Source organism: Epilithonimonas tenax DSM 16811 (assembly GCF_000428485.1).
GTDB lineage: Bacteria > Bacteroidota > Bacteroidia > Flavobacteriales > Weeksellaceae > Epilithonimonas > Epilithonimonas tenax.
This window is the reverse complement of sequence record NZ_AUAA01000014.1, coordinates 67,154-83,168: the sequence shown is the minus strand read 5'-3', so window position 1 is coordinate 83,168 and position 16,015 is coordinate 67,154. Positions and strand designations below refer to the sequence as shown.

Here is a 16,015-nt window from a genome sequence, read left to right as displayed (position 1 = left end):
AACGGTTATTTCCGGAACAAAACCTTTTGACTGTAATAGCAGAGAAGAAAACTCTTTCGGAGCAGTATTTTTCTCTTCAAAATAGATGTGCAGGATTTGGTTTTCTTCTTCAAATTTTACAATCTCAAAATACTCAATGAGAAGTTCCGGTAAAAATAATTTAAGGAGTTCGACATCATTTAACATCCTTCAAAATTATTAATTTTTATCTTTCTCCCCAAGTTTTGGAATTGATCCCTTGGAAGGCGAGGAAATCTTAAGATGCTAACAGTAAAAAAACCATTCTGAAATTTCAGAATGGTTTTTTTATGCTTTGTTGAAAACTTAATTAAGCTTCTTCAGAAGGCGTTTCTTCTACAACTTTAGCTTTTGGAGCAGCTGGTTTAGGAGCTTCTACCGGAGCGTCAGAAACGATAGCAAAATCGAAGTTATACTCCACAGTTCTGTGAAGTCTGATCAGTGCAGTTACTGTACCAGTTCTTTTGATCGTGTTTCCAGGGATTTTGATATATTTTTTATCAACGCTAACACCTGCTTTTGCCAAAGCAGCAGCAAGATCTGCATTGTTGATAGAACCAAATAATCTGTCTCCGGAACCTACTTTTGCAGGAATAGTGATAGATGTTTTCTTCAATTGCTCAACAACAGCGTTAGCTGCAGCAACCAATTTAGCTTCTTCTTCTTTTCTAGATTCCAAAGTAGCTTCTAGGGCTGCTTTGTTTTTCGGAGTTGCTAATAAAGCAATACCTTGAGGTAGTAAAAAGTTACGCGCGTAACCAGGTTTTACGTTTACTGTATCGAACTCTAGTCCTAAGTTCTCTACGTCTTGTTTTAGGATAATTTCCATTGTTGTTGTCCGTTTTAGTTTTAGAGCCAAGAACAAAGAGCCAAGAATCAAGACTTTAAAATCTTTTATCTCTTATCTTTTATCTCTTATCTAAATCGTTAGAATTAATTGATTTATTCAGCAACAAAAGAAGCAGGCAAGCCTACTTCTTTTATTTGTTTTGTCTTATTTCAAAAGATCTGCTACGTAAGGCATCAAAGAAAGATGTCTTGCTCTTTTGATAGCTGCAGACACTTTTCTTTGATATTTAAGAGAAGTTCCTGTGTATCTTCTTGGTAAGATCTTACCTTGTTCGTTTACGAATTGTAAAAGGAAGTCAGCATCTTTGTAATCGACGTGCTTAATTCCAAATTTTTTGAATCTACAGTACTTTTTATCAGTTTTTGTATTGATATCAAGTGGAGTAAGAAATTTTACTTCAGATTCGCCTCCGGCAGAGGCTTGTTTTGCCATATCATCTATTGCCATGATTTTAAAATTTTAAAAGGTTAATAATTAAGCTTTAGCAGATTTTATTTTGCTTCTTCTTGTTACTGCGTAATCGATAGCGTGCTTATCTAACTTAGTGGTTAAATAACGGATCACTCTCTCATCACGTTTGAAAGCAGTTTCAAGATCTGCAACTACAGTTCCTTCTCCTTTGAATTCGATTAGTGTGTAAAAACCATTCTTTTTCAATTGAATAGGATAAGCTAATTTCTTAAGTCCCCAATTTTCTTTGGCAACGATTTCGCAATTGTTTGAAGTCAATAGATCTTCAAATTTTTTCACTGCTTCCTCCACCTGAGCATCAGATAGAACGGGAGTTAAAATGAAAACAGTTTCGTAATTGTTCATAATGTTAATTTATTAATTAAAAATTCGAGTTGCAAAAGTACAACTTTTTTCTAAACTACAAATACTTACCATAAAAAAATCCCGCCAAATATTGACGGGATTGAAATTTGATTATAATATTTTTAAAAAAGATTACTTTTTGATCACTTTGGTAGAAGTTGTAGAGCCATCTTCCATTGTAGTTGTTACGACATAAACGCCAGAATTAAATCTGCTGAAATCGATTTGAGATTTAGCTTCGTTGATGTCTTTCGTTAATAATTGCTTACCAGTAACGTCAAAAACTTTTACGGATTTGATTTTACCCTGAGCTTCGATATTAAAAATATCTTTGACTGGATTTGGATAAGCTTTGATGCCATTTTTAGAAACCTCAGAAACAGCAAGTGTTCCAATGTTTAAGGTATAATCTTCAACTTGTCCATAACTGGATGTTCCACAAGATGTGATGTTTCCACCTAGAGAAGAATCGTGAAGTCTAACTCTCATACGGGTAGATCCAATAGTAGCAGTTGCAGGAATCGTAATAGATCCTGTCCAAGGAGAGGTTTTGGTTGGTGTCACCAATACTTGCTCACCTACATCATTGAAATCTTTATCATTGTTGAAGTCAATCCAAACCAGAACCTGATCAGTAGTGTAAGAAGTACCTGTGAATGTTGCATTGAAAGTATAGGTAGATCCAACTGTTACGTTTCCAACGGTTGTGGTGAAGTCTTCGTAACCGGTAGTAGCAGTGGAGCTTTTGTTAATGTTTGCAAATGTCACATTAGATATTTTCTCAAAACTTGTAGAAGTTGCTCCGGCAGTACAATAGGTAGGTGCTGCAGTTGTGAAAGAAAATACAGTACATCCTGTAGCAGAGCCAACGGTATTTTTAGGAATTACTTTCCAGTAATAAGTTGACGATCCGTCCAGATTAGTTGCTGTATAACTTGTACCAGATACATTACCAACTAGTGTTGTAGGGTTGGCGTTTTTATCCAGATATACATCATAAGAGTCTGCTGCTCCTACAGTTGGAGCTGTCCAGGATAATGTTTGAGAAGTATAAGCAAGGTTGGTTGCTGCGTTAGCTGGTGATGTCAAAGTTGCGCATCCAGGTGCTGTAGTAGGAAGAGTAGTGCTTACTATTTTGAAATCATCCACCGCAAAACCAAATTGATCGTCCGATGTACACTGTATAGCAATGTACACCTGCTGTCCTGCATAAGCATTTAAGTTATAAGTGTACTCATGATAAGCTGCGTCGGAAGGGGTAACTGTAAGAGCTGAAATAGCTGTAAAATTTGCAACTGCAGTTCCTGTGGTAGAAACCAACACCTTGAACTTTTCAGCACCGTAAGTGGCGTCGCATCCTTTGGCCCAGAAACTTAATGATGCACCGGAACCGGCGATTAGCTGTACCTGAGGTGAGATCAGCCAGTCATTACTCCACGGAGCAGTGTCGGCGCCGAAGCTTACCATAGCTCGCTCTCCTGTTCTTGCAGTCCAGTCTGAAGTCGTGGTTGGATCCAAAGGAGGTGTTGTCAGGGTCGAGTTAAAAACCTGGAAAGATTTTGCAACCTGAGTGTTCGGGAATGTCACACCCTGGAAACCGTAGGTTGTTTTTAAGTCGACATCAGTAAGAGTCCAGCTGCCTACATTGGCAATTGCGAAGTCTGTGTAGCTCTCAAAACTGTCTTCGAAAATGACAGTCTGTGCTTTCATTACATCGGTCGAATAAACGGCTGCCGCTGCAATTAAAGAAAATAGAATTTTTTTCATAATAGAAATTTATTTTTTTTGATTCATTTCAAAATTATAAAAAAAAACTAAACAAATGTTAAATTTTTATGATTTTAACATTTATATTTTAAAAAAAATAAATAATTATGATCTATTTGTCTTTTGAGATGTCATTAATGAAATTTAATTTTAATGCTTCGTATAAGGAATGTCGGCTGACCAGAACAGAAAATATGGAGGACATCATCCCAGCCAGCATCAGATGAAATATTAAGGAATGTCTGTCTGTCATCTCCAAAACCAAAATAGCAGAAGTAAACGGTGCCCTTGTAATACCTGTGAGAAAAGCAACCATTCCTGCGAGAACCAGAACATTGGTTTCATTATCCGTCAGATTCATCACGCCCGCAAAGACACTCCCGATGGTGGCTCCTGTGGATAGTGCCGGTGCAAAGATGCCGCCCGCACCGCCAGAGGTGAAAGCCAAAGCTGGTCCCAACATTCTGAGGATCGGAACATACCAGGCCTCGGTTTTGTGATCCGTGAAAAGCACTCTCTCTATAATGTCTTTCCCAGAACCTAAAATATCTCTGTTGATAAAATAAGCAATGGATGCTACAATCAATGCGGAAATAACCAGAAAAATAATATTGGAAAGGTCGGTTTTAAGTTTTTTCTTCAGACGGTTGATTTTCAGCATTGCTACGGAAAGCTGACTGCTGAGGATTCCTGAAATTCCTGAAACAAAAATAATAGGAAACATAATCCAAAGTGTAACTCCGCCTGTTTTTGGGTAGCCGAGATACAGATAAGATCCGGCAAAAGACTGCGCCGTAAGTCCGGCAATGATAACGGCCGTGAACAGGGCTGTTTTGAAATAATTAATGTGTGTTTTCGATAACTCTTCCACCGCAAAAACAATTCCGCCAAGTGGGGTGTTGAATGCGGCAGAAAGTCCAGCTGCTGCACCGGTCAGGATCATATTTTTTTTGGAGATCTTGGGCCACCATTCCGGTAGAAATTCATAGACTTTCCGGAAAATAGATCCTGCAATCTGAATAGTAGGGCCTTCCCGCCCGATGGCGCCGCCGCCGGAAACCAAAACAAAACTGGATAAGATCTTGATAATGATAATTCTTAAGCTCAGTAATCTGGAGATCAGATGATTTTCCTTTGGATTTGCAAAGTCTACCGCAGCCATCACTTGCGGGATGCCACTTCCTTTCGCATAAGGTGCGTATTTTTTTACCAACCACCAGGAAAGCACGAATCCTACCGGAGCGATAATGAAGATCATCCACAAGTGCCAATCCAGAATTTTATTGAGAGTGTGTTCCCCAATAGCAAAGATCTGAGCGTAGAGAACTGCAATGATGCCTGTGATAATAGAACCTATCCAGAAAGGGACGGCTTGCAGGAGGTTTTCTTTCAAGCGTTCGTTTCTGATATTATCAAAGGATTTCTTGAGGATCGTTCTGAGGTATCGCAATATTGTTTTCATACTCAGCGTTTCAAAGTTTCCGGATGGTGTAAACGGATGATTTTGGCGCCTTTTTCGATTAATTTCAGATGCAGCTGCAAGGTTTCCTTTTGCACCTCATTAGCCTGTTTTCCCAAAGGTTTGTAGATGAATGACTTCTTTGATATGCCTGCTAAAACCGGGTATGTTCCGAAGCTGAAATATTGAAACTCGTCGATCATTTTATATTGATCTTCTACCGTTTTTCCGAAGCCAAAACCTGGATCCAGAATGATGTCTTTGATACCTTTTTTCTTTAATACCGATGTTTTTTCAGAGAAAAATCGATTGATAGACAGGGTGATGTCGTCAGATTTGATTTTCTCATGCATCGATTCATACGTTGGATTAATATGCATCAGAATATAAGGCAAACCCGTTTCTGCGACTGCATCCAATAAATTTGAATCAAATTGTCCTGCCGAAATATCATTCACGATGTCAATGCCTTGATTATAGCCAAACTTCACCACATCTGCATAGAATGTATCTAGCGAAATCACACTTTCCGGGAACTCTTTTTTGATGGATGAGATCACGTTTCCAATTCTTCTGATTTCCTCGTCGGCGGTCAGGTATTCTGCGTTTGGTCGTGTAGATTGTGCGCCAATATCAATGATACTTGCACCATTTTTTAACAAATTTTCAGCTTGTTTCAGCGCATTATTTTCATTATTAAATTTGCCGCCGTCAGAGAAAGAATCGGGTGTCAGATTCAGTATTCCCATTAATATTGGCGTGGAAAGATCAATCAATCTGCCATTGCAATTAATAGAAAAGAATTTGGAATTGTCAGAATTAGTCATAGAAAAACGCATTGAACAAAAATAGTGATTTAGTAATGAATTGTAACGTATTAATTGGTAATCGTGAGTGATGGATTATTTCTCCTGCACCAAAAAACTGACGACCGTCAACTTCCAACTATTGACAAAATTTGTATCTTTGAGCCAATAGACATATTTATGCCCAATACATCCGCCCAATTCGACAGCGTTATCGCGATCTGCAGAGACTTATTTCAGAAAAAAATGAAGGATTACGGCACCGCGTGGCGCGTGCTGCGTCCCAGTTCTATAACCGATCAGATTTACATCAAAGTCAATAGGATCCGTACTTTGCAGATGACCGATGTCAAAATGGTGGATGAAAGTGAGGAAGATGAGTTTGTGGCGATCATCAACTATTCGATCATAGGTTTGATTCAGTTAGAGAAAGGTTTTTCGGATGAGATCAACGCCAATCCTGACGAAACGATGAGGCTTTATAACTTCTACGCGCAGAAAGCTAAGGAGTTGATGGAACGCAAAAACCACGACTACGGCGAAGCCTGGCGCGAGATGAGAATTTCATCTATTACGGATCTGATCTACCAAAAAGTACTTAGAACCAAGCAGATAGAAGATAATAACGGAGCAACTTTGGTGTCGGAAGGTTTGGATGCCAATTATTTTGATATGCTGAATTATGCGGTTTTTTGTTTGATAAAATTTAAAAACTAAAACTTAAAACTAATAACCTTCACCTGATATGAAAAAAAACTATTTTCTTTTGTTTTTTCTTTTCGGCCTATTATTGAGCGCTCAGAAAGTCAATATTCCTGATGCCAATTTTAAACAATATTTGGTTTCTAATTTTGATACAAATGGTGATGGAGAGATGCAGTTATCCGAAGCGCAAAATGTAATAAATATAAACTGTAATGATAGAAATGTAATATCGCTAGAAGGAATTCTTTCTTTTAGTAATATCCAGAATTTGAATTGTAGTTCCAATAAGATAACTTCTTTAGACTTACAGGGCTTAGTAAAACTTCAAACTTTAGTATGTTCAAGTAATAAATTGACTTCTTTAAATGTTCTAGGTTTAAGCAATGTTCAATACATATATTGTGACTCCAATTCTTTGACATCATTACATGTTCAAGGTCTCAATAAGTTAGAGTATTTAATGTCCAATTTTAATCGATTGACTTCCTTGGATCTTAAAAATCTACCTGCATTGAAGTATGTTTCTTGTAATTATAATGCTTTAACATCTATAAGTTTACAGAACTCAAATAATCTTGGATATATCGACTGCAGTGAAAATTCTTTGGTTGATATGGACGTTAGAAATTCAGCAAATCTTATTACATTAATCTGTAAACGAAATAAAATTGAATCAATAGATTTTTCACCAGTAAATAAAATTGATCATTTGGATTGTAGTTCAAATAAACTTACTAATTTGAATACGCAATTACTGACTAATCTTCAAACCCTAAATTGTATTCAAAATCTACTAACCTCTTTAAATTTGCAAGGATTAACTAAAATAAAAACGGTTATTTGCGCGGGGAATAATATTAATTCAATTAATTTACATGGTTTAGTAAATCTGAAAACACTTGACTGTAGTGTCAATCCATTAAGTTCATTGGTGTTGAGCGGTTTGATAAATCTTCAATCTTTAGACTGTAATCAAAACAATTTAACAGCACTTACGCTTCAGGGACTGCAAAATCTTCAAAATTTAAGTTGTACACATAATTTGTTATCAACTTTGAATACTCAAGAAAATACTAAACTTCAATCAATACTTTGCTATAATAATTCACTTACTAGCTTGTTTATTAAAAATGGGTTAAATCAAAGTTTAAATTTTGACAGTAATCCTAATATTAAATATATATGCTGTGATGAAGGGGAGATGCCTTATGTTCAGAGTTTAGTAAACTCATATTATTATAACCAATGTGCAGTCAATACTTATTGTTCCTTTACCCCTGGAGGCGATTTCAATACCATAAAGGGAAATGCAAGAATCGATAATAATAGTGGATGCGACATCAACGGTTTATCATTTTTTCCGATTAAATATTCTATCAATAATGGGACAACGGCGGGAATGATGGCCGGGAATTCTGATGGCAGCTATATAAATTATGTTCAAACGGGATCTTACACTCTCACTCCAGTATTCGAAAATCCTGATTATTTCATAGCGTCTCCGGCCAATAAGCAGTTTGTTTTTGCTAATAGTAACAGCAATACACAAACTCAGGATTTCTGTATTTCTGCAAACGGTACAAAGAATGACCTCGAAGTCAAGATTATTCCGGTCAATTCAGTTCGTCCAGGGTTCGCAACAACTTTCAGATTAATCTATAAAAACAAAGGGAATACAATTTTAAATGGAGATGTCAATTTTGGTTTTGACCTTTTAAAATCAGAATTTGTTGCTGCTGATGTTTCTCCAAATACTGCAACTGCTGGAGATCTTAAATGGAATTTTAATAATCTGAAACCGTTTGAAAGTAAAACAATCATAATCACTTTGAAAACATTGGCGCCGCCAACCGTCAATGTCAATGAAAAATTAACTTACACTTCCAATGTAAATCCTGTCTCCGAAGATCTTACAGAATATGACAATCATTTTTCATTTGTACAAACGGTTGTAGGTTCTTTTGACCCGAATGACAAAGTTTGTTTGGAAGGCGATGTGATAACGCCGAATTTGATCGGTAAATATGTCACTTATAAAATCCGTTTTGAAAATACAGGAACAGCCAATGCGCAACAGGTTGTTGTAAAAGACCTCATTAATACTGCGATGTTTGATGCAAGTAGTATCATCCCGATTACTTCAAGCCATTCTTATAAAACCAGAATCATAGGAAATGTAATTGAGTTCGTTTTTGAGAATATAGACCTTCCTTTTGATTATGCCCATAACGATGGATATATTGTTTTCAAAATTAAAACCCTTCCAAATCTTACAGTGGGATCTCAAATCAAAAACAAGGCAGACATTTTTTTTGATTATAATTTGCCACTTAAGACCAATGAGTTTTCATCTTTATTCCAAAGTTTGGGAACAGATGATGTGGAACTTCCAAAAGCAGATTTTAAAATATATCCAAATCCTGTAAAAAATCTCATAAAGATGGAAAGTAAGAAAAAAATAGTGTCAATTGAGATTTTTGACCTCAATGGGCGCATCATGTCAAAATCATCTGTGACTGAAAATAAAATTGATGTAAAAACACTGAAAAGTGCTATCTATATTATAAAAGCCAATACAAAATCTGGTTACTATTTGAAGAAAATAATTAAAGAATAAATTTTTACAAACATTATTATAAAGTTATGCGCACCATATTACGCTACATCGTCTCAGTCATATTCATCGCTTCCGGATTTGTGAAAGCGGTAGATCTCAAGGGATTTTCTTTCAAGCTGGAAGAGTACTTTTCACCCATCGTTTTTGATTTGCCATTTTTGGAAAAATATGCTTTGGCATTTGCAATAATGGTCGTGCTACTGGAGCTTATCTTAGGCTTTATGTTGTTAATGAAAATCAAACTGAAGCAGGCCATTTATGCGTTGATTGCTATTTGTATTTTCTTCGGATTTTTAACTTTCTATTCGGCCTACTACAATGTGGTGACAGATTGCGGATGTTTCGGAGATGCATTGAAATTTACACCTTGGCAATCCTTCTGGAAAGATATGACGCTTTTGGTTTTATTAATTATCTTAGCAGTTCTTTACAGCAAAAGAGAAGAAGACAAAGTGGTGAGATACGGGAAGTTACCATTGTTGTCTGTTTTTATTTTAATCATGTTATTCGTTATGTTTAGAGGCGTTTTTCACGAACCCATGATCGATTTCCGGGCCTATGCCATTGGAACAGATCTGGCGGCTGAGAAAGAAAAAATTGCCAAAGCCCCATCCGAATACAAAACTTTTTATTCATTAAAAAACGCTAAAACCAAAGAAGTCAAAAAAGTAGATCAGGACGAATATATTAATAAAGAATATTGGAAAGACACCAACTGGCAGATCGAGGAAGGAAAAACAACTTCCGAGCTTACCAAGAAGGGCTACGAATCCGAAATTTCAAAATTTAAAATAGAGGATGCCAACGGAAATCCTTTCACAGACGAGATCCTGAAAGAACCAAAAGTCATTCTTGTTTTTACATACCAACCGAAAGAAGCCGACTTAGAATTAGTCAAAAAAACAGAAACCAAAGCTTTGACAGAAAAAACCAAAGTTTATGGCATCAGCACACAGCCAGATTTCTACAAACAGATTCCGAATTACATGATGGATGAGATCGCCATCAAAACCATTGCAAGAAGCAATCCTTTTGTTTTAATTTTGGAAAAAGGGAAAATAGTAGAGAAATCAAGTGCAAAAGATTACCTAGAAAAAGAATAATTTATATAATGAGAAAATCAAACAAACCAATCGCCGGTTACCATTTATTGATGATTTTGTCCGCCGTGGATGGCATCATGAAACCGCAAGAAGGCCTTAAAATTCAGGAATATATGGCGGAAGAATTCCCGTTTCGTTTGGATCTGGATGATGAGCTGGAGACCATTGCTCAGCTTACTTCAGACCAGTGGCAGGAGCATTTTGAGTTCCATGCCAAATGCTACGAAGAAGACTCTACAGAAACGGAAAGAAAAGACTTCATCCAGTTCGCAAAATCACTCATCAAAGCTGATAATAAAGTAAGTGATGACGAGCACAAATTTTACATCCTTCTAAAAAACCTTTGGAATTTAAAATAATTTAAAATGAGAAAAAACATTGTTGCAGGAAACTGGAAAATGAACAAAACGTACGCTGAAGCGCAGGAATTGATGATTCAGCTTTTAGAATACAAAAAAAATAACACGACGAACTGCGAGGTTTTCATCGCACCGCCAGCATTGTATCTTGCTGCTGCTAAGGAAGTCTTCAAAAATGGAGAAGTAGGTGTTTACGCCCAAGACGTTTCAGAATACGCCAGCGGCGCTTATACAGGCGAGATTTCCGTAGATATGTTGGCATCTGTTGGTGCAGACGGAAGTTTGGTATCACACTCAGAGAGAAGAACCTTCCACGGAGAAACAGACAGCCACGCCAACAGAAAAGTAAAAGCACTTTTGGACAAAGGCCTGACGCCAATCTATTGCAACGGCGAAAAACTGGAAGAAAGAAAAGCAGGAAGACACTTCGAAGTGGTAAAAAATCAAACCGAAACAGCTCTATTCACATTGTCTGCTGAGGAAATCAAAAAAGTAGTCATTGCTTACGAGCCAGTCTGGGCCATCGGTACAGGCGAAACGGCTACAGCAGAGCAAGCGCAGGAGGTTCACGCCTACATCAGAAGCCTGATTGCGGATCAATACGGAAAAGAGGTAGCAGACGAGATTTCCATCCTTTATGGCGGAAGTGTGAAGCCAGACAATGCCAAAGAGATCTTCTCTCAGCCAGACGTTGACGGCGGATTGATCGGTGGCGCAGCACTGAAAATCGAAGATTTTGCAAAAATCATAGAAGGATTTAATTCCTAAACAGCAAAATACACTTTGTCAAATTTCTGTTGATGACAGTTTTTTGGCAAAGTTTTTTTTTTTTTGGAGCTGGATCCCGCTATCCGTTGCAATCTTTTTTGCATCACGTTTGCTCATCCTAAAGTTATGAAAGTCCACGCAAAAAAGGATTTCCACTACTATCGGGGCTAGTGGTTTTGTCATCCAATCCATTTTTGTCCAAAGTTTGATCGGGTCATTACTTTCAGAAATCAACATTATAAAAAATGAAAATAGAACACCTCGGCATCGCTGTGAAATCTTTAGAAGACTCAGACCATTTATTTGCCCGACTTTTGGGTAAGTCCAATTACAAACAAGAATCTGTAGAAAGGGAAGGCGTCACCACCTCTTTTTACGAACTTGGAGCAAGCAAAATAGAACTTCTTGAAGCCACCAATCCGGAAAGTCCCATTGCCAAATTCCTAGATAAAAAAGGCGAAGGCATCCACCATATAGCCTTTGGCGTAGAAAGTATCCAAACCGAAATCGAAAGATTAAAAAAAGAAGGATTTATTTTCATCTCCGAAGAACCCAAACAAGGTGCTGATAACAAATTAGTTGTCTTCCTTCATCCCAAGTCTACGAATGGTGTACTGATAGAATTGTGTCAAGAAAAACCCTAAAATATTTTGTAGATAAAGAAATTTTGCTATTTTTGCACACACAAAATCTAACCAATTTTATGCGGTCCTATAGCTCAGCTGGTTAGAGTCCCTGACTCATAATCAGGTTGTCCCTGGTTCGAGCCCAGGTGGGACCACGCTCGTGAAGAATGAGAATTTTTCCGAAATTACAAAAGCCTCTATTTTAGGGGCTTTTTTCATTGTTAGGCTATTCATTTGTCGTCATCTTTCTTCAAAAAAATTCCCCCTTTTTTCCCCCTAATAATTTTATCACTAAAAATTAATTTCAAATTTAACATATATTAACATTCTTTAACTTTTACGTAAATAATTGATAATCAGATATTTAATTTTATAATTCGGAAATTTTATCTATCTTCGCAAATTATTTTACTGTTAGTGGCTATAAGGCTATTGTAACTTTAAAATAATTAATTCAATGAAAAGTAATTTTTCAGTAAAAGCAATCTTGAGAACTGACAAAGTTCTAAAAAATGGTCTCTCTCCAATCTACATTCAAATAATAATAAGTTCTGAAAAGAAAAAATATTCTTTAGGAGAGAGTGTTGAGAATAAATTTTGGGATAAAAAAAGCGGTCTTGCCATTGGGAAGGGTTATGGAATTGTAAATTCCCTAATTAACAAAAGAATTTCTGAGATTGAAACTCTATGTAATCAGACAATATTAGCCGGAGTTCCTCTTTCATTTTCCGTTATTGATAATTTTATAAAGGGAAATCAAAACAATAATTTTTACACTGTTTTTGATGAAATCTTAGAAATTAAACGTCCAGACCTTTGCGATGATACTTATTACAAATACGAGACCTTAAGAATTCGTTTGAAAAAATTCAAATCCAAAATTTTTGTATCCGATATCGATCTTACATTCATCACAAAGTTTGATAATTTTCTCAAAAAGCTTGACATAGGCGATGGAGGTTTGTATAATCACCATAAATGCCTAAGGTGTATTATCAATGAGATGAATCGATTCAAAAAAGCAAAAATAGATAATCCATATAATGCTGGATTTGCAGTAAAATCTCCTAAACATAAAACTATATTTTTGGACGAAGACGAAGTAGTAAAGATTCAGTCTTTCAAAAGTTCAAATAACATCACAAATACTGTCAGAGATATGTTTCTTTTATCGTGTTATTCAGGTTTTAGGTACTCCGACCTATATTCGCTAAAAGTGGCAGATATAGACTTAGAGAATGGTGTTATCTCAAAAAAGATGATGAAAACGAAACATCAAATTGAAATTCCTCTGAATAATCAGTTAATAAAATTGATTAAACCGTATTTAAGTTCAAATAAAAATCAAAAAATATTTAGAGAAGTTACGAATCAAGTCGGAAACCGGATTTTAAAAGAAATAGCTAAGGAATGCAAAATATACAAAAGCGTAAGCTTTCACGTTGGGAGACATACTTTTGCTTCATTCTTAGTAAATAATAACAATATTTCCTTACCATTAGTGAGTAAATTATTAGGACATTTGAACCTTACCAATACATTGATGTATACTAACTCTCATCTTGGAAATCTGAAAAATGTTATGAATGGCGTTCATTATGGATAATTTCGTAAATTTACGACTGAAAGAAAAATAATTTTTAACGATAAAAGCGTAAGCTGTTTATTTGTTCTGCCGAAAACTGGTAATTTTTAATACAGACAGAAATAAATAGTGATACGCCCTCGCTTTGCGTGGGCTATCCTATTAGTCTGTATGGGTATACCAGTACCTCGGTAGTTAATATGGTTTAGTTCCACGCTTTTTCTATGTTTAAACTAAAGCCGTTTGGAACTGGCGGTGGTCTTACAACTATGAAAAAAATACTATTTGCATCCGCAATATTCTTTTGCGCAAATGCTTATTCTCAAATTAAAGATTTGGAAGGTCTATTTGGACTATCGAGTGCTTCTGTTTCTGATCTCACAACTTTGCATTCATATGGATGGCAAGTTATGGAACCCGAAGAAAGCTACTCTAAGGACAAAAAGAATATAATTCAAAAATATAAATTCATTTTCTCAGAAAAAGATAAGAAGCAAATTGTTGAAAGAGAAATTAATATTTCAACAATCTATAACTTCAAAATGAGTTCAACTAATTTTTACAGCAATGATTGGGAAGTGTTAAAGAAAATGAAGGCTGATCTTGTTGTCTACGGATACAAACCCAAAAAGAGTGCTGCTCCGTATTTTTCCTTTTATTACAATGGTAGGTCTTCTATCAGCATAGTAGATAAACCAACTAAAGAAGTTCCGGAATTAAAAGCTGGATATTATATGGTTAAGGTTTTTGGAAATTGATATAGAGGCATTGACAATTGTAGTAATTACCAAAAAATTTTAAACAAGTAAAAACAAAAAATAATCAAAGCTTCCTACAAATAATCGTAAGAGATTTTTGAGGAAAAAATCCAAGCGAAAACAAGAGGACAACAAGAACTCAATATTTTTTTGTCTTTTATGACCGTAATAAATTTATGAACATTAAATACAGCTACAAGCTGTATTTTTTTTGTATTGATAATCAATGCTTTATAAAATTTAACATTTAATTCAACATTAAAAAAATTCTGTAGTGCTATAAGTATATATTAAACAATCAAAATATGAAATATAAAAGTAGGCACTATCTAGTTAATGAATGCCACAAACTAAAAAACAGAATCATAAAACTTGAAAAAGTATTGGTGGAAAACAAAGAAATCCTCACTGTAAAGGAAGTGGAGGAAAAGTACGGGATCAGTAGGTCAACAATTGACAGATACCGCAAAAAAGGTTTAAAGACAAATCAGCCGACTAAGAATGGTAAAGTGTATATTAATGTAAGTGAATTGCAGAAATTTTTAAAAAAGTAAAATGGTCGATAGAATCAAATTTTATTTGGAAAATATAATTATTTCAGAGGCAGTCCTTGGAAGGATATTTACCAAGAGGTTCAAGAAGAAAGGTACTCAATATTACATTGCTGATTATAATCAAATGAGTTTTATGTCAGAATTGACACCGGAAGATTTTCAAGAAGCACCGAAAGTGACTGTATTAATTAAATCATTGGAAAAGGAAAATTATAAAAATTACAAAAATCTATTCATTTGTTATGCAGTGAAGGAAGGCAAGAGTGGTGGCAGATTGACGATTCATCAAAACATTCGGAAGGACTTCATTTCATACAAAAAAGAAAGTGCTTTCAAAGATTTGAATTATTTGGATTTTATTGAAATTATAAATCTATACGCAGACGAATTCGAAATTCCCAGAAATATATTCTGGAAAGCTAAGATAACACAGATTGAGTTGGGTGTCAACTTGAGATTTAACATTACAATGAGTTCAATTCTAAGTAGCATTTCGCAGATGAATGGAACTTCTGAAACTATAAGAGTCGTGAATTCTGCAGTAACCTTCCGAAACAAAAAATATGAATTGTCGATTTACAATAAGCTTAGTAGAGCATCTCAGCAAAATGAAGTTTTCAGAGGACGTAACAAAATATCAAAGAAAAAGATGATAAAGAAAATTTCCCGGAGACATAGCTTCGTCAGATTTGAATTGAGAGTTAGGTCTATGTCTCAGTTCAATCGAAGGGGTTTTACCAACAAGCTAAACTCATTAAGTCTTCTCAGAGATAATTTTGCCGAGGTCGGTGCGGAAGTTTATGGTTTGTTAAGTCAAATTTCTTTTGTCAACACGATTTCTCCTGAAATTGATAAAGGATTGATTGAATCTCAGATGAGAGGAAAGTCTGTGAAAAACTTTGACAAATACCTCAAGTATCTTGGTTTGAAAAGTTTTGGCGTTCGTGGAGTTAGTAGCATTAGTAGATTTATTGATTTTGCAGCTCCACTCCTTAACACGAATATTAAGCGAAGCTACCTGACGAAATGTGAACAACTCTTCAACGAATACAAAAAAAACAACGATTATGTAAAACTGACATTTAGCAGGAAACTGCACAAAAAAATTAGCGAGTTGACTGGTGGTTCTCTCTTGTCGGATAGTATATAAGATTAATACAACTCTAAAAAGTTATACTAAGAGGTAAAACCATTAAGTGAACTATATGAAGTTGCGCAGAATTT

Annotated in this window: 17 protein-coding genes and 1 tRNA gene; 11 read left to right on the top strand and 7 right to left on the bottom strand. The window is 35.6% G+C overall.

From position 1 onward, the window contains the following. The 7 genes from F564_RS0109060 to folP all read right to left on the bottom strand — a co-directional run. Positions 1-186, bottom strand: a 186-nt coding sequence (locus F564_RS0109060) for an ISAon1 family transposase N-terminal region protein (RefSeq protein WP_028122364.1), incomplete at its 3' end; no start/stop codon positions are given. 142 nt (positions 187-328) lie between these two features. Then, entirely contained in the window at positions 329-847 is a 519-nt protein-coding gene (gene rplI, locus F564_RS0109055; protein ID WP_028122363.1) for a 50S ribosomal protein L9, read from the bottom strand. Positions 848-1,012: 165 nt separating this feature from the next. Beyond that, complete coding sequence (gene rpsR, locus F564_RS0109050; protein WP_028122362.1) at positions 1,013-1,315, bottom strand: 30S ribosomal protein S18; 303 nt, start codon at positions 1,313-1,315, stop codon at positions 1,013-1,015. 27 nt (positions 1,316-1,342) lie between these two features. Then, a complete protein-coding gene (gene rpsF, locus F564_RS0109045) occupies positions 1,343-1,684 on the bottom strand; it encodes a 30S ribosomal protein S6 (protein ID WP_028122361.1) in 342 nt (113 codons plus the stop codon). Positions 1,685-1,816: 132 nt separating this feature from the next. Further along, positions 1,817-3,451, bottom strand: coding sequence for a T9SS type A sorting domain-containing protein (locus tag F564_RS0109040; protein WP_028122360.1), 1,635 nt, complete (start codon positions 3,449-3,451; stop codon positions 1,817-1,819). A gap of 112 nt (positions 3,452-3,563) precedes the next feature. Further along, the gene (locus tag F564_RS0109035; RefSeq protein ID WP_028122359.1) at positions 3,564-4,913 is read right to left on the bottom strand and encodes a chloride channel protein; all 1,350 of its coding nucleotides are present in this window, start codon (positions 4,911-4,913) and stop codon (positions 3,564-3,566) included. A gap of 2 nt (positions 4,914-4,915) precedes the next feature. Next, complete coding sequence (folP, locus tag F564_RS0109030) at positions 4,916-5,737, bottom strand: dihydropteroate synthase (protein WP_028122358.1); 822 nt, start codon at positions 5,735-5,737, stop codon at positions 4,916-4,918. Positions 5,738-5,896: 159 nt separating this feature from the next. On the opposite strand from folP, the gene F564_RS0109025 reads away from it, so the two are divergent. The 11 genes from F564_RS0109025 to F564_RS0108965 all read left to right on the top strand — a co-directional run bounded on the left by F564_RS0109025 (position 5,897) and on the right by F564_RS0108965 (position 15,941). Beyond that, a complete protein-coding gene (locus tag F564_RS0109025) occupies positions 5,897-6,433 on the top strand; it encodes a DUF1599 domain-containing protein (RefSeq protein ID WP_028122357.1) in 537 nt (178 codons plus the stop codon). Positions 6,434-6,461: 28 nt separating this feature from the next. Then, positions 6,462-9,038, top strand: coding sequence for a DUF7619 domain-containing protein (locus F564_RS0109020; protein WP_028122356.1), 2,577 nt, complete (start codon positions 6,462-6,464; stop codon positions 9,036-9,038). A 26-nt stretch (positions 9,039-9,064) separates the two neighbouring features. Next, positions 9,065-10,141 (top strand): BT_3928 family protein, encoded by a 1,077-nt coding sequence (locus tag F564_RS0109015; protein WP_028122355.1) that lies wholly within the window; start codon positions 9,065-9,067, stop codon positions 10,139-10,141. Between the two features lie 8 nt (positions 10,142-10,149). Beyond that, entirely contained in the window at positions 10,150-10,500 is a 351-nt protein-coding gene (locus F564_RS0109010; protein ID WP_028122354.1) for a tellurite resistance TerB family protein, read from the top strand. Positions 10,501-10,506: 6 nt separating this feature from the next. After that, positions 10,507-11,268, top strand: a complete 762-nt coding sequence (gene tpiA / locus F564_RS0109005) for a triose-phosphate isomerase (protein WP_028122353.1) — start codon at positions 10,507-10,509, stop codon at positions 11,266-11,268. Positions 11,269-11,513: 245 nt separating this feature from the next. Beyond that, complete coding sequence (mce, locus tag F564_RS0108995) at positions 11,514-11,912, top strand: methylmalonyl-CoA epimerase (protein ID WP_028122351.1); 399 nt, start codon at positions 11,514-11,516, stop codon at positions 11,910-11,912. 63 nt (positions 11,913-11,975) lie between these two features. Continuing rightward, positions 11,976-12,049 (top strand) — tRNA-Ile (locus tag F564_RS0108990). A 302-nt stretch (positions 12,050-12,351) separates the two neighbouring features. Continuing rightward, positions 12,352-13,500: a site-specific integrase gene (locus F564_RS0108980; protein ID WP_028122350.1), complete on the top strand. Its 1,149-nt coding sequence runs from the start codon at positions 12,352-12,354 to the stop codon at positions 13,498-13,500. Positions 13,501-13,748: 248 nt separating this feature from the next. Continuing rightward, positions 13,749-14,237, top strand: coding sequence for a hypothetical protein (locus F564_RS0108975; RefSeq protein WP_154656838.1), 489 nt, complete (start codon positions 13,749-13,751; stop codon positions 14,235-14,237). Positions 14,238-14,542: 305 nt separating this feature from the next. After that, on the top strand, positions 14,543-14,791 hold the full coding sequence (locus tag F564_RS0108970) for a helix-turn-helix transcriptional regulator (RefSeq protein ID WP_028122348.1): 249 nt from the start codon (positions 14,543-14,545) through the stop codon (positions 14,789-14,791). A gap of 1 nt (position 14,792) precedes the next feature. After that, positions 14,793-15,941, top strand: coding sequence for a hypothetical protein (locus F564_RS0108965; protein ID WP_028122347.1), 1,149 nt, complete (start codon positions 14,793-14,795; stop codon positions 15,939-15,941). Positions 15,942-16,015 lie beyond the last annotated feature (74 nt).

Excerpts from the sequence above, each read along its gene's own strand:
- folP (WP_028122358.1), bottom strand. The coding sequence starts at position 5,737 with ATGACTAATTCTGACAATTCCAAATTCTTTTCTATTAATTGCAATGGC.
- F564_RS0109040 (WP_028122360.1), bottom strand. The coding sequence starts at position 3,451 with ATGAAAAAAATTCTATTTTCTTTAATTGCAGCGGCAGCCGTTTATTCG.
- rpsR (WP_028122362.1), bottom strand. The coding sequence starts at position 1,315 with ATGGCAATAGATGATATGGCAAAACAAGCCTCTGCCGGAGGCGAATCT.
- tpiA (WP_028122353.1), top strand. The coding sequence starts at position 10,507 with ATGAGAAAAAACATTGTTGCAGGAAACTGGAAAATGAACAAAACGTAC.
- F564_RS0108965 (WP_028122347.1), top strand. The coding sequence starts at position 14,793 with ATGGTCGATAGAATCAAATTTTATTTGGAAAATATAATTATTTCAGAG.
- mce (WP_028122351.1), top strand. The coding sequence starts at position 11,514 with ATGAAAATAGAACACCTCGGCATCGCTGTGAAATCTTTAGAAGACTCA.
- F564_RS0108980 (WP_028122350.1), top strand. The coding sequence starts at position 12,352 with ATGAAAAGTAATTTTTCAGTAAAAGCAATCTTGAGAACTGACAAAGTT.
- F564_RS0108975 (WP_154656838.1), top strand. The coding sequence starts at position 13,749 with ATGAAAAAAATACTATTTGCATCCGCAATATTCTTTTGCGCAAATGCT.
- rplI (WP_028122363.1), bottom strand. The coding sequence starts at position 847 with ATGGAAATTATCCTAAAACAAGACGTAGAGAACTTAGGACTAGAGTTC.
- F564_RS0109020 (WP_028122356.1), top strand. The coding sequence starts at position 6,462 with ATGAAAAAAAACTATTTTCTTTTGTTTTTTCTTTTCGGCCTATTATTG.
- F564_RS0109025 (WP_028122357.1), top strand. The coding sequence starts at position 5,897 with ATGCCCAATACATCCGCCCAATTCGACAGCGTTATCGCGATCTGCAGA.
- F564_RS0109010 (WP_028122354.1), top strand. The coding sequence starts at position 10,150 with ATGAGAAAATCAAACAAACCAATCGCCGGTTACCATTTATTGATGATT.
- F564_RS0109035 (WP_028122359.1), bottom strand. The coding sequence starts at position 4,913 with ATGAAAACAATATTGCGATACCTCAGAACGATCCTCAAGAAATCCTTT.
- F564_RS0108970 (WP_028122348.1), top strand. The coding sequence starts at position 14,543 with ATGAAATATAAAAGTAGGCACTATCTAGTTAATGAATGCCACAAACTA.
- F564_RS0109015 (WP_028122355.1), top strand. The coding sequence starts at position 9,065 with ATGCGCACCATATTACGCTACATCGTCTCAGTCATATTCATCGCTTCC.
- rpsF (WP_028122361.1), bottom strand. The coding sequence starts at position 1,684 with ATGAACAATTACGAAACTGTTTTCATTTTAACTCCCGTTCTATCTGAT.